This window comes from Dactylosporangium sp. CA-092794 (assembly GCF_050948465.1).
Taxonomy (GTDB): domain Bacteria; phylum Actinomycetota; class Actinomycetes; order Mycobacteriales; family Micromonosporaceae; genus Dactylosporangium.
This window is the reverse complement of the sequence record NZ_CP192044.1, coordinates 12,088,997-12,101,801: the sequence shown is the minus strand read 5'-3', so window position 1 is coordinate 12,101,801 and position 12,805 is coordinate 12,088,997. Positions and strand designations below refer to the sequence as shown.

Genomic DNA, 12,805 nt, shown 5'->3' with positions numbered 1-12,805 from the left:
GTCCCACCGAAACTTCAGCGACATACGGCTCAGTCAACTGAAGAGTATATGGCTGCCAGTCACGGCGACGCCAGCACGTATCCGCGCCGTTTCGGATGGCGCAGGTGAGCATACATGAGTAACCGGCGCGTCTTGTGTGACCCCCCACCCATGTTTACCGTGTACTTGAGGGAGGTGAAGTTTCGCCGAAGAGCCGAAGTTCGAGTCAACTTCTGGACGGAGCACGTGACGCCCGCTCCCGGCCAAGAGAACCGAGCGCCACGAGCCACCGCCTGAACCGCTCCCCGTGAGGAGGGATGGCTCATGCACAACCTAACGCTCCGCAAGCGCGGAGTAAACAATCGCCGAGTTGCAATTGGACCGCGGGCCACGGCGACGGGCGGCACCGGAAACCGAGGGGGATTCCGGTGCTGATCGTCGTCGTCGTGCTCGCGGTCGCCACGCTCCTGCTGCTCATGGGCCTTCGTTCGGCCGCCGACCAGGCGGGCAAGGAGGCCGCGGCGTTCGCGGCGAAGATGGTGGCGGACATGGCCGCCGCGCGCACCGCACTGCTGTTCGGACTCACCGTCCTGGCCGTGGTCGTGGCCATTGTGATGGCCTCGGCCCAGCACGGGCACTAACACTCCGGCGAAATTTCACTGAACTTTCGGGCGGCCGCCATCGGAGCCGGCCGCCCGGGTCCCCGGGGCTTTGGCAATACTTCGCCGGACTTTACGGCAGATGACCGCCGGGTGACGGACAGGAGTAAAACCGCTCCACGCGTGGTATGCCAAAGGGCACGGCTCGTCCCCGGCGGAGGTGGCATCCCATGGGCAAGGACGTCGAGTCGCACGTGTTCAGCCGGGAAGACCGGATGCGGTACCGCGACAAGGTGCGCCGGTGCCTCGACGCGTTCGCGCGGATGCTCGCCGGCTCGAGCTTCGAGGCGGCCCAGGGCATGAGCGGGATGGAGATCGAGCTGAACCTCGTCGACGCCCGGTACGACCCCGCGCTGCGCAACCAGCGGGTGCTCGACGCGCTGAGCGATCCGGCGTTCGTGACCGAGCTGGGACAGTTCAACATCGAGATCAACGTGCCGCCGCGGTCGCTGGCCGGCGACGGGTTCGCCGGGTTCGAGTCGCAGGTGCGGGACAGCCTCAACGCGGCCGAGAAGCACGCCGCGCAGGTGGACACCCGGCTGGCCATGATCGGCATCCTGCCGACCCTGCGGCGCGACCAGCTGACGCCGGACGTGTTGTCGGCCAACCCGCGGTACTCCCTGCTGAACGAGCAGATCTTCGCGGCCCGCGGCGAGGACCTGCTCATCTCGATCGACGGCGTGGAGCGGCTGCACGTGCGGTGCGACTCGATCGCGCCGGAGGCGGCGTGCACGAGCGTGCAGTTCCACCTGCAGGTGACGCCGCAGCGCTTCGCCGCCTACTGGAACGCCGCCCAGGCCATCGCCGCGGCGCAGGTGGCGGTGGGGGCCAACGCGGCCTTCCTGTTCGGCCGGGAGCTGTGGCGCGAGACCCGGATCCCGCTGTTCGAGCAGGCCACCGACACGCGCGCCGAGGAGCTCAAGAGCCAGGGCGTGCGGCCCCGGGTCTGGTTCGGGGAGCGCTGGATCACCTCGATCTTCGACCTGTTCGAGGAGAACGTCCGGTACTTCCCGGCGCTGCTGCCCATCGTCGAGGACGAGGACCCGATCGCGACCCTGGCCGGCGGCGGCACGCCGGAGCTGGCCGAGCTGAAGCTGCACAACGGCACCGTCTACCGGTGGAACCGCCCGATCTACGACGTCGTCGACGGCCGGCCGCATCTGCGGGTGGAGAACCGCGTGCTGCCCGCCGGGCCGACCGTCGTGGACAGCATGGCCAACGCGGCCTTCTACTTCGGCCTGGTGCACCGCCTCGCCCGCCAGGACCGTCCGGTGTGGACGCAGATGTCCTTCGGCGCCGCCGAGGAGAACTTCCACGCCGCCGCCCGGCGGGGCATCGAGGCGGACCTCTTCTGGCCCGGCCTCGGCTCGGTGCCGGTCACCGAGCTCGTGCTGCGCCGGCTGCTGCCGCTGGCCTACGAGGGCCTCGACGCGTGGGGCGTCGACCCGCAGCACCGCGACCGGCTGCTCGGCATCATCGAGCAGCGCTGCCTGGCCCAGCGCAACGGCGCCACCTGGCAGGTCGAGGCCGTGCACGCGATCGAGGGCGCCGGCCCGGTCGACCGGGACGACACGATGCGCAAGTTGCTGGCGGAGTATCTTCCGAGGATGCACTCGAACGTTCCCGTGCACGAATGGTGAGCGGCGAGCTCGTCCTCGCTGTCGACGGGCCGATCGCCACGATCGTCATCACCAACCCCACCAAGCGCAACGCGATGACCGCGGCGATGTGGCGCGCCCTGCCCGACCTGCTCAAGGGCCTGGCCGCGGACCCGGCCGTCCGCGTGCTGATCCTGGCCGGCGACGGCGGCACCTTCTGCGCCGGCGCCGACCTGGCCGAGACCGCCGACGCGGCCCGTGCGGTCGACGCCGCCCTCGCGGTGGAGGCCGAGGACGCCCTGGCCGCGTTTCCCAAGCCCACCATCGCCCGCGTCGACGGCTTCTGCGTCGGCGGCGGCTGCCAGCTGGCGGTGGCGTGCGACCTGCGGATCGCCGCTTCGGACAGCCGGTTCGGCGTGCCACCGGCGAAGCTGGGCGTGGTCTACCCGACCTCGACCACGCACCGCCTGGCCGCCCTCGTCGGCCCGGCCCGGGCAAAACTGCTGCTCTTCACCGGCGACCTGATCGACGCGGCGACGGCGGAGCGGTTCGGCCTCATCGACGCGGTGGTCCCCGCCGCGGAGCTGGCCGCTTCGGTCCTGCACACCGCCACCACGATCGCCGCCCGGTCGCAGCTGACGATCCGCGCGGCGAAGGCGGTCCTGGCCGACCTGGAGCCGCCCGCGCCGGACGAGGCCGAAATGGCGGAAGGCGTGGCCGCGTTCCGGGCCCGCCGCTTGCCCAACTTCGGCTGGTCGGGCTAGGTCTTTGGGCAGCTCGGTTTGGCCCCGTCGCGTTGAGATCCGATAAGTCGGGCGCCCCGCGCCGCGACTTATCGGATATTTCGTATATGTCCGGTTGTGCAGACAGCGGCGGTGGTGGTCCGACCGGGTTTGTGCGGCCGGCCGTGGACGAAGGCTGCCGCCGGCGACACGGCGACACGGCGACACGGCGACGCGGCGACACGGCGCCCGCGTCGGCGGGGCGGTAGTAGGGACGGACGTGGGGGAGGGGCCCTGGCCGGGGCCGGCGGGCCACGGCGATGCCCGACCGGCCGTTCGGGCGGGACCTTGAGGCGAAGGAGCTCCGGCCCGGGTGAGGTCGCCCGGTCGTGCCTGCCCGGAGCCGCGCGGAGCGCGGTCGAGGGCCGGCGGTGCGCTGCGAGCGGACCGCGGCGATGGTCGTGCGGGCGTGCGGTCCGGCCGTGGGTGAGGCGCCCTGGCTCGGGTCAGCGGACCGCGGCGGTGTTCGAGGCGACCGGGACCAGGCTCTGGCTGGGCGGGATGATGACCTGCCGGGGCTGGGCGATCTGGGCCACCATGAGCGTGCCGGCGAGGCCGAACAGCGCATACCCGGCGAGGACGATGGCGGCCCGCTGGACGCCGGCGCCGTCGAAGTACACGATGCCGCGGATCGCCTCGGTGCCCAGGCCCGGTGGCAGCCACGGACCGATGGCGCGCCAGAACGGGGGGAGCAGCGGCGCCGGGTACGCGCCGCCGGCGCTCGGGTTGCCCAGCACTACGAAGAGCAGCACGGTCAGGCCGGTACCCACGAAACCGAATGCTGCCTGAAGCGCCATGGTGAAACAGCCTGAGGCGAACACCAGCAGCGCCCCGAACCACCATAGTTGCCCGAGGTGCCCGTCCAGGGCGCCGAAGATCGAGCCGGCGACCAGTGCGCCGCCGACGCCGGAGAGCGCGGCGTACGCCGCCAAGGACAGCAGCCGGATCAGGGCCCGGTGCGGATTGGCCGGGCGGGAACCCTTGCTGGCGCTGAGCGCGATGGCGACCAGGTACCCGCCGACGACCCAGCCCAGCGCCAGGTAGAACCCGGACAGCCCGCGCGCGTCACCGAGCGGCGCCGGCTTGACGTCCTCGATGGTGAGCGCACGCTCCTGCGCGTCCTCCATCGGCGTGATGATCTCCGTCAGCGCGGTGCCGATGCCGGCCCCGGCGGCGCTGGCGATGATCAGCCGGTCGGTCGCGTCGGCGTTGGAGACGACGAACGCGCCGTACACCTCGCGCTGCTCGATCATGCGCCGGGCCGCGTCCGCGCTGAACGCGGGCCGCGCGGCCAGCGGCTCGCCGGGCAGCCGGTTGAGCTTGCCGACCAGGTCGTCGAGCGCCTCGGGCGGCGCCGCGACGGCCAGGGGAATCCGGTGCGGGGTCGGCTCGTGGAAGGCCCCGATGTAGCTGGCGATGAACGCCAGCTGCAGGGCGAGGACCGCGAGGACCAGCGCACCGGCGCGCGGCGTGACGCCGTCGCGCACTTCATGAAGAAATCCCGCTTTCACCGTTTTGAACGGTATCGTACGGACGAACCCGGCGTGTCAGACTTGCACTTTTTGTCGGCGACAACCCGCTTTCAACCTCCCTGCCGCGCCCGCGCCGCCAAGGACCCCCGATAAGTCGGGCGCTCCGCGCCACGACTTATCGGATTTTTCGCCTGACGGGGCATTTGTCGGATTCAGCAACCAGAAGTCTCCGCGATCATGCGACTCCCACCGCTGCGCGGCCGGGTTTTCCATGATCGTGGAGACTTTTGGTACCTATGTGTACATATTTCTTCCGCGATCATGGAAAACGCGTGTGCGGGTGGCGACTTCGGCATGATCGCGGAGAGTTCCGGCGCAGCGGGGCCCGAGGCCCGCTGGAATCAAGCCGATCGACAGCTCGCCCGGCCAGGTCACCCTGCCCGGTCGGCGGCTGGGCCCACCCTGCGGACTGCGGTGCGACGCGGCCCTGCGGTGCGACGCGGCCCTGCGGTGCGACGCGGCCCTGCGGTGCGACGCAGCCCTGCGGTGCGACGCAGCCCTGCGGTGCGACGCAGCCTGCGGTGGGATGGGACGGGCGGCGCGGTGGTGCGGCGCGAGCGTGTGGTGGTGGGGGCGCAGCGGCGCTGGGCGGCGCGGCGCCGTGCCACGGGGCGGTGCGGCACGACGATGTGGCAGCGCTGGGCGGTGGGGCGGGGTGGTGCGGGTGCGGCGGGACGGTGTGGCAGCGCTGGGCGGTGGGGCGCGAACGTGCGGTGGTGGAGGCGTAGCGGCGCTGGGTGCTGCGGCGCCGTGGCTCGGGGCGGTTAGGCCGCGCTGGGGTGGTGCGGCGCCGTGGCTCGGGGCGGTGTGGCGGCACAGTGTGGCGGCGCTGGGCGGTGCGGGGTGCGGCGGGATAGTGCGGCGGCGCTGGGGGTGCGGCACGGGGCTGGGCGGGGCGGGGCTGGGCGGGGCTGGGCGGTGGTGCGACGGGAGCGTGCGGTGGGACGGGTGGTGAAGGGGTCAGGCGCGGGCGCGGCGGGCGAGGCGCTCCGGGTCGGCGATGATGACGCTCTTGCCGTCCAGCCGGATCCAGCCGCGAGAGCTGAAGTCGGCCAAGGCCTTGTTTACCGTCTCGCGGGAGGCGCCGACGAGTTGGGCCAGTTCCTCCTGGGTCAGGTCGTGGGTGACGCGGAGCACGCCGCCGTCGCGGGTGCCGAAGGGGCCGGCCAGTTGGAGGAGCTTCTTGGCCACGCGGCCTGGTACGTCGGTGAAGATGAGGTCGGCCAGGGCGTCGTTGGTGCGGCGGAGGCGGCGGGCCAGGACGCGGAGCAGCTGCTCGGAGATCTCCGGGCGGCGGGTCAGCCAGGGGCGTAAGGATGGCTTGGCCAGGCGGGCGACGCGGGAGTCGACGACCGCGGTGGCCGTGGCCGTGCGCGGGCCGGGGTCGAACAGTGCCAGCTCGCCGACCATGTCGCCGGGGCCCATGATGGCCAGGAGGTTCTGCCGGCCGTCCAGGGAGCGACGGCCGAGCTTGATTTTGCCCGAGAGGACGATGTAGAGGCTGTCGCCCGGCTCGTCCTCGGTGAAGAGCACTTCGCCGCGGCGAATCTCGACCTGCTCGAAGTTGCCGGCCAGCTCTTCGGCGGCCTCGGGCTCGACGCCCTGCAGGAGGCCACTGCGGGCGAGCGCTTCATCCATGCGACCGTCCTTTACGCCGGCGACCCTCATTCTTACACGACCGCCCGGCGCGGGAACCCTCGCAAACCCGCCGGATCAGTCGGCGCGGCGGAAGACCCAGGCGCGCATCAGGACGAACCGGAGGAGGGTGGTGACGGCGTTGGCGGCCAGGAGTACCGCCAATTCGGCCGGATGGCCGTGCTGCGGGGCGGCGGCGTTCAGCGCGGCCAGGGCGGCGGCGTTGAGGCCGAGGCCCAGACCGAAGAGCAGCAAACCCTGCGCCTGGTGGCGCAGCGCACCGTCGCGGCCGCGGATGGCGAACGTGAGCCGGCGGTTGAGCGCGGTGTTGGCGATCGCCGTGGTCAGCAGGGCGATGAAGTTCGCCGTCTGGGGACCGCCGAAGGGGCGCAACATGGCGTACAACATCAGGAAGGCGATCGTCGAGAAGACACCGATCCCGCCGAAGCGCACCAGCTGCGGCAGCAGGCCGGCGGGCACCCCGGCCACCAGGGGCGCCCGGCCGAACCGGCTGCGCAGCGCGGCCAGCGGCAGCTTCCCGGTGAGCAGCGCGCGGCCGAGGCGGGCGATGCCCTTCAGGTCGGTCACGGCGGTGGCCACGATGTCGACCCGGCTGTCGGGGTCGTCGATCCAGTCGACCGGCACCTCGTGGATGCGCAGGCCGGCGCGCTGGGCGAGCACGAGCAGTTCGGTGTCGAAGAACCAGCCGGTGTCCTCTACCATGGGCAGCAGCTGCTCGGCCACCTCGCGGCGGATCGCCTTGAAGCCGCACTGGGCGTCGGTGAAGTGGGCGCTGAGGGCGGTACGCAGGAGGCGGTTGTAACTGCGCGAGATGAACTCGCGCTTCGGGCCCCGCACCACGCGCGAGCCGCGCGCCAGCCGGGTGCCGATGGAGACGTCCGAGTGCCCGGTCAGCAGCGGCGCCACCAGCGGCAACAGCGCGTTGAGATCGGTGCTGAGATCGACGTCCATGTACGCCAGGACCGGCGCGTCCGACGCCGTCCACGCCCGCTTCAGCGCCCGGCCGCGGCCCTTCTCGGGCAGCCGCAGCACCTCGACCCCGGGCAGTTCGACCGCGAGCGCCGTCGCCACCGCGGGTGTCGCGTCGGTGCTGGCGTTATCGGCGATCGTGATCCGAAAGGGGTACGGGAAGCTCTCGCTCAGGTGCGCGTGTAACCGGCGAACGCAGGGCCCGAGGTCGGCCTCCTCGTTGTACACCGGAATCACGACGTCGAGAACGGCGCCGCTGCGGTCGCCGGCGCCGTCGGCGCGAGGAAGCGTCTCAGTGCTCATGGTGCAACGGTCGAGTTTTGACCTTCCGGTACCTTGCGCCGAAGCTGTGCCGCACCTGTGAGTCCCGCCGGGCGCGTTTGTGCCGGTTGGCCGCGTTCGGCGACCCCGCGGCGCGCCGTCCTCGATCTTCGGGCCCTGCGGCGCCGGAACTCTCCGCGATCATGCCGAAGTCGCCACCCGCTCCACGCGTTCTTCATGATCCCGGAAGAAATATGTACACATGGGTACCAAAAGACTCCGTGATCATGGGAAACCCGACCGCGCGGCAGTGGGAGTCGCGTGATCGCGGAGACTTCTGGTTGCTGAATCCGACATATGCCCCGTCAGGCGAAAAATCCGATAAGTCGTGGCGCGGAGCGCCCGGCTTATCGGGGGTCCTTGGTGCCGCGAGCGGGCGCGGGGAGGCGGCTACAGGTGCGGCTAAGGTTGGTGACTCTTACATTTAATACTGTTAACTGATAACCTCCCTCACCATCGATACATCGATGGTGAGGAGTCCCATGAGATCCCGACCCCGGAAAATTGCCCTGATAGCGGGCGCGGCACTGACCATCGTGACGACGCTGGTTGTCGTGCCCGCGGTGGCACAAGCCGGCAGCAACGCCATCCAGGCCGCCTGCACCGCCCCGGCCTGGGCCGAAGGCAACACCTACACCGTCGGCCAGCAGGTCACCTACCAGGGTCACACGTACCAGGCCCTGCAGACGCACACCGCCTACCCCGGCGCCGGCTGGACCCCGTCCACCACGCCCGCGCTGTGGCAGGACCTCGGCGCGTGCACCGGAGGTGGCGGCGGCACCACCACCCCGCCCCCGCCCGGCGTGCCGGGCGCGCCGTCCAACCTGCACGTCACCGCGACCACCAACACGAGCTTCACGCTGGCCTGGAACGCCTCCAGCGGCACCGTCACCGGCTACCGGGTCTACGAGGGCTCGACAGTGCGGGCCACGGTCACCTCGACCAGCGCCAGCGTCTCCGGCCTCTCGGCCGGCTCGACGCACACGTACACGGTGAAGGCCTACAACGCCCAGGGTGAGTCCGGGGCGTCGAACAGCGTCACCGCCACCACGACGGGCGGCACCAACCCGCCGCCGGCCGCCGGGTTCGCCGCGGCGCCGTACCTCTACCAGTGGGGCGACCCGCCGAACCCGCAGACGGTGCAGTCGGCGACCGGCATCAAGTGGTTCACGCTCGCGTTCGTGCTCTCCGGCGGCGGCTGCTCGCCGGCGTGGGACGGCAGCCGGCCGCTCACCGGCGGCGTGGACTCCACCGTGATCAGCCAGGTGCGGGCGGGCGGCGGCGACGTCATTCCGTCCTTCGGCGGCTGGAGCGGCAACAAGCTCGGCCCGAACTGCTCCACGCCGCAGGCGCTGGCCGGCGCCTACCAGACCGTGATCAACGCGTACGGCCTGAAGGCGATCGACATCGACATCGAGAACACCGACGAGTTCGAGAATGACACCGTGCGCAACCGGATCGTCGACGCGCTCAAGATCGTCAAGCAGAACAACCCGAACCTGAAGGTCATCGTCACCTTCGGCACGGCCACCACCGGTCCGGGCTACTACGCGCAGCAGCTCATCAGCCGCGCCGCGTCGACCGGCGCCGGGATCGACATCTTCACCATCATGCCGTTCGACTTCGGCGGCGGCGCGAACATGTACAACAGCACCGTGAGCGCCTCCGAGGGGCTCAAGACGATGCTGAAGTCGTCGTTCGGCTGGAACGACGCCACCGCGTATTCGCACATGGGCATCTCCGGCATGAACGGCCTGTCCGACCAGCAGGAGCTGACGTCGGTCGCGTACTGGCAGCAGATCCGCGACTACGCCCAGTCCAACCACCTGGCCCGGCTCGCGTTCTGGTCGGTCAACCGCGACCGGCCGTGCGCCGGCGGCGGCGTGGTGTCCAACTGCAGCGGCATCGCGCAGAACAACTGGCAGTTCACCCAGATCACGGCCAGCTTCACCGGCTGACGGCACGAGCCGGCCGACGCTACGAGCCGGCTGACGTAACAAGCCGGCTGACGCTACGAGCCGGCTGACGCTACGAGCCGGCTGACGTAACGAACGGGGGCTGGCGCCCTACAGCGCCAGCCCCCTCCGGTCGGGGTGGCGGCCCAGCCAGGCGGAGTAGCGCTCGTTGCGGCGCACCGCGTCGGCGTAGGACTCGATCGCATACGCCCACACCTGCCCGGCCAGGTCGGCCGCCGGCCCGTCGGGCAGCCAGCCGAGCATCTGCCGCCAGTGCAGCGGCGCCCCGGCGATCGGCACGGTGACCAGCCCGGCCATCGGGCGCAGGGTGGCCTGGCACAGCCCGACGGCGCCGGACTCGATGAGGTCGATCGCGCCGCGGACCTCGGTCTCGAACAGCACCTTCGGGGTGAACCCGGCCCGCGCGCAGGCCGCCGCGTGGCAGGCGGAGAAGCAGCCGTCGCCGGGCGCGGCCACCCACTGCGCGTCGGCGAGCTCGGCCAGGTCGACCTCGTCCCGGCCGGCCAGCTCGTGGTTCTCCGGCAGCAGCAGGAACACCGGGTCGGTCGCGACCACCCGCCAGGCCAGACCGGTGTCGGTGGCCGGTGGGGCGTCCCCGCACGCGCCGACCAGCACGAAGTCGAGCTTGCCGGCCAGCACCAGGTCTCCCAGCTCCGCCGACGACCACGACGCGTGGGTGCTGATCTGCGCGGCCGAATGGTTCGTCGTGAGCCGGTGCACCAGGCCGCCGAGGATCGGGCCGTTCACCGCTCCGATGCGGTACCGCCCGGTGCGCCCGGCCGCGCTGGCCAGCCGGGTGGCCTCGTCCTGCAGCCCCTTCACCGCCGGCAGCAGCACCCGGGCCCGGGACAGCACCAGCTCGCCCAGCGGCGTCGCGCGGGCGCCGCGGCGGTCCCGCTCGAACAGCGCCCCGCCGAGCGCCCGCTCGATGCGCTGCAGCTGCGCGGTGAGGGCGGGTTGGGCGAGCCCGAGGACCGAGGCCGCCTTGGTCACACTGCCGGCGTCCGCGATCGCGCATACGACCCGCAGATGCCGCAGCTCCAGATCCATATAGTGACGGTAGGGCGGTTCGGGCCTGCGTAGAAGAGGCTGAGACATCGAGACGTGCCGTTTTATGTAAAATCCTTGATCCGTGTGCGCCCGCCGGCCATCAGCCGGGGCTATGGACCCCGGGCGTCAGTAGGCTGGATCGGGTGATCACCCGCTGGGCCGCCGCCGGGTCCGCGATCGCCGGGGCGCTCGGCGCCATCGGCGCCGGCATCGCCGTGGCCGGCTCGGCGCCGTGGACCTACGTGTCGGAGTCGGGCGTGCCCGGCGCGCCGCACGCCGGGCTGTATCGGGCGAGCATGGTGCTGCTGGCCGTGTCGCTCGGGCTGCTGGCGGTGCCGGCCCGGCGGGCCTGCGCGCTGATCGGCGGGTCGCTCGCGCTCGCCGCGCCGCTGGCGTTCGTCTCGGCGGCGGTGCACTGCAGCCCGGGGTGCCCGCTGCCGCCCTACGAGGCTCCGGCCGCCCGCGACCTCGTGCACGCCGGCGGGGCGATCGGCGCCCTGCTGCTGTGCGGGCTGGCGATCCTGCTGTACTCGCTGCTGCCCGCCGACCGGCTGCTGCGCCGGACCGGGTGGGTCGGCGCGGCGATCGCCTACCCGCCGCTGGTCCTCTCCGCGTTCGGGATCCTCTTCGTCGGCCGCTCGCTGTTCACCGGGGTCCTCGAGCGCGCCGCGCTGGTCGGCGTGTCGGCCTGGCTGGTGCTGACCGCGGCCCGCCACGCGCGGCGCGGCGCGGCCGTCGTCCCCGAGGCCGACGTGCGAACCGCGGCCCGGCACGCGGGGCGCCGGGCGTGAACCGCACCGTCGTCGTCACCGGGGCCAGCGCCGGGATCGGGCTGGCCGCCGCCCGCCGGTTCGCGGCCGCCGGGGACCGGCTGGTGCTGCTCGGGCGCGACGAGCGCCGGCTCGCCGCGGCGGGCGCGGCGATCCCGGGCTCGACCACCATCCGGGCCGACTTCGCCGACCTCGGCCAGGTCCGGGCGGCGGCGGCCGCGGTGGCCGGCGCCTGCGAGCGGATCGACGTGCTGGCCAACAACGCCGGCGGGCTGCACCGGGGGCCGCGCGCCCTGGTCGTCAACCACCTGGCCGGGTTCCTGCTCGCGCATCTCCTGCTGGACCGGCTGGTCGCCGGGCGGGCCCGGATCGTGACCACCGCGTCGCTGGCCGAGTCGTGGGGCGTGCTCGACGCGGACGCGCCGCTACGCCCGTCGGCGTGGCACCGGGCGCGCTGGCTCGCCTACGCCTCCTCGAAGCAGGCGAACCTGCTGTTCACGGCCGAGGCGGCGCGGCGCTGGGGGCCGCTGGGCATCCTGCCCACCGCGTTCTTCCCCGGGCTGGTGCGCAGCCGGTTCGCGGCCAGCAGCCCGCTGTTCACGCTGGGCAAGCTCGTGCCGGTGCTGTTCAGCTCCCCGGACCGGGCCGCCGACACGCTGCAGTGGCTCGCCGACGCGCCGGCCGCGCAGCTGGTGCCGGGCGGCTACTACTTCCTGCGCACCCTGTTGCCGGCCACACGGCGCTCGACCGACCCGGGGCGGGCGGCGCGGCTGTGGGAGTCGTCGCTGGCCGCGGTCGGCCTCTAGTCACCCCGGCAGCGGGATCTCCCGCCACAGCGCGTCGGGGCCGGGGTTGGCGGTGAAGTCGTAGCGGACGCCGGGCTCGCCGATCGCGACCAGGGTCGCCGAGCCGGAGCCGTACAGCAGGCCGTCGACCTCGCGGCGGACGAGCAGCGGGCGGACGGCGGCGCCGGTGAAGTCGCCGCCGGACAGCATGGCGATCCAGTCGCCCCACGCCTCCTCGGGCGGCAGGCCCGGCTGCGGGTCGGGGGTCTTCGCGGCCCGCAGCGGGGCGAAGTCGTTGACGTCCGGGCCCTGGTTGACGATCACGTGGTCGCCGGGCGCCAGCAGCCGGTGCGTGACCGCCACGCCGTCCCAGGAGGTCAGCGAGATCTCGGTCGGCTCGGCGCGGACCAGGTGGAAGGCGTCGAACGTGCGGAGCACGTCGTCGTCCGGCGGGAACGGCGACAGCGGCAGCGACCCCCGGGTCGGGCGGTCCCCGGCCGGCGGCAGCGGCGGATAGCCGTTGAGCAGGGCGGTGACGCCGGGCCGGGCCGGGTCCACGGCCAGCCAGGTGCCGCCGGCGGTGAGGTCCCGGCCGCCGAACCGGCCCGGCCAGTGCTCGGCGGGCGGCTCCCAGGGGCGGGCCAGGTACTCGTCCCGGACCGCGGCGAGCAGCACGGGCCAGGTGGCGTCGGGGTCGAACCGGAGGAGCACGGTGCACATGCAGCGAA

The 12,805-nt window shown here is 72.4% G+C and carries 11 protein-coding genes; 6 read left to right on the top strand and 5 right to left on the bottom strand.

The window, feature by feature from the left end:
• The first annotated feature begins 407 nt into the window (after window positions 1-407).
• The 3 genes from ACQPXD_RS52465 to ACQPXD_RS52455 all read left to right on the top strand — a co-directional run bounded on the left by ACQPXD_RS52465 (window position 408) and on the right by ACQPXD_RS52455 (window position 3,000).
• Window positions 408-620, top strand: a complete 213-nt coding sequence (locus ACQPXD_RS52465; RefSeq protein WP_432832093.1) for a hypothetical protein — start codon at window positions 408-410, stop codon at window positions 618-620.
• Window positions 621-808: 188 nt separating this feature from the next.
• Window positions 809-2,278 carry a glutamate--cysteine ligase gene (locus ACQPXD_RS52460; RefSeq protein ID WP_432832091.1) on the top strand — a complete coding sequence of 490 codons (1,470 nt, stop codon included), beginning with the start codon at window positions 809-811 and terminating at the stop codon, window positions 2,276-2,278.
• Entirely contained in the window at window positions 2,272-3,000 is a 729-nt protein-coding gene (locus ACQPXD_RS52455; protein ID WP_432832089.1) for an enoyl-CoA hydratase/isomerase family protein, read from the top strand. Before ACQPXD_RS52460 ends, ACQPXD_RS52455 begins: the two co-directional genes overlap by 7 nt.
• 464 nt (window positions 3,001-3,464) lie before the next feature.
• On the opposite strand, the gene ACQPXD_RS52450 is transcribed toward ACQPXD_RS52455, so the two are convergent.
• The 3 genes from ACQPXD_RS52450 to ACQPXD_RS52440 all read right to left on the bottom strand — a co-directional run bounded on the left by ACQPXD_RS52450 (window position 3,465) and on the right by ACQPXD_RS52440 (window position 7,478).
• Window positions 3,465-4,505 carry a hypothetical protein gene (locus ACQPXD_RS52450; protein ID WP_432832087.1) on the bottom strand — a complete coding sequence of 347 codons (1,041 nt, stop codon included), beginning with the start codon at window positions 4,503-4,505 and terminating at the stop codon, window positions 3,465-3,467.
• Between the two features lie 1,005 nt (window positions 4,506-5,510).
• Window positions 5,511-6,188 carry a Crp/Fnr family transcriptional regulator gene (locus tag ACQPXD_RS52445; protein ID WP_432832086.1) on the bottom strand — a complete coding sequence of 226 codons (678 nt, stop codon included), beginning with the start codon at window positions 6,186-6,188 and terminating at the stop codon, window positions 5,511-5,513.
• Window positions 6,189-6,263: 75 nt separating this feature from the next.
• Complete coding sequence (locus tag ACQPXD_RS52440; RefSeq protein WP_432832084.1) at window positions 6,264-7,478, bottom strand: glycosyltransferase; 1,215 nt, start codon at window positions 7,476-7,478, stop codon at window positions 6,264-6,266.
• A 554-nt stretch (window positions 7,479-8,032) separates the two neighbouring features.
• Here ACQPXD_RS52440 and ACQPXD_RS52435 point away from each other — a divergent pair.
• Window positions 8,033-9,454 (top strand): carbohydrate-binding protein, encoded by a 1,422-nt coding sequence (locus ACQPXD_RS52435; RefSeq protein WP_432832082.1) that lies wholly within the window; start codon window positions 8,033-8,035, stop codon window positions 9,452-9,454.
• 108 nt (window positions 9,455-9,562) lie between these two features.
• On the opposite strand, the gene ACQPXD_RS52430 is transcribed toward ACQPXD_RS52435, so the two are convergent.
• On the bottom strand, window positions 9,563-10,522 hold the full coding sequence (locus ACQPXD_RS52430) for a LysR family transcriptional regulator (protein WP_432832080.1): 960 nt from the start codon (window positions 10,520-10,522) through the stop codon (window positions 9,563-9,565).
• Window positions 10,523-10,665: 143 nt separating this feature from the next.
• Between ACQPXD_RS52430 and ACQPXD_RS52425 the strand changes: the two genes are divergently transcribed.
• Together ACQPXD_RS52425 and ACQPXD_RS52420 are read left to right on the top strand one after the other, a co-directional pair.
• A complete protein-coding gene (locus ACQPXD_RS52425) occupies window positions 10,666-11,313 on the top strand; it encodes a DUF998 domain-containing protein (RefSeq protein WP_432832078.1) in 648 nt (215 codons plus the stop codon).
• A complete protein-coding gene (locus ACQPXD_RS52420; protein WP_432832076.1) occupies window positions 11,310-12,098 on the top strand; it encodes an SDR family NAD(P)-dependent oxidoreductase in 789 nt (262 codons plus the stop codon). The genes ACQPXD_RS52425 and ACQPXD_RS52420 overlap by 4 nt, the downstream gene beginning before the upstream one ends.
• Here the strand turns inward: ACQPXD_RS52420 and ACQPXD_RS52415 are convergent, their stop codons facing one another.
• Window positions 12,099-12,797, bottom strand: a complete 699-nt coding sequence (locus ACQPXD_RS52415) for an NRDE family protein (RefSeq protein ID WP_432832074.1) — start codon at window positions 12,795-12,797, stop codon at window positions 12,099-12,101.
• Between the last annotated feature and the right edge of the window lie 8 nt (window positions 12,798-12,805).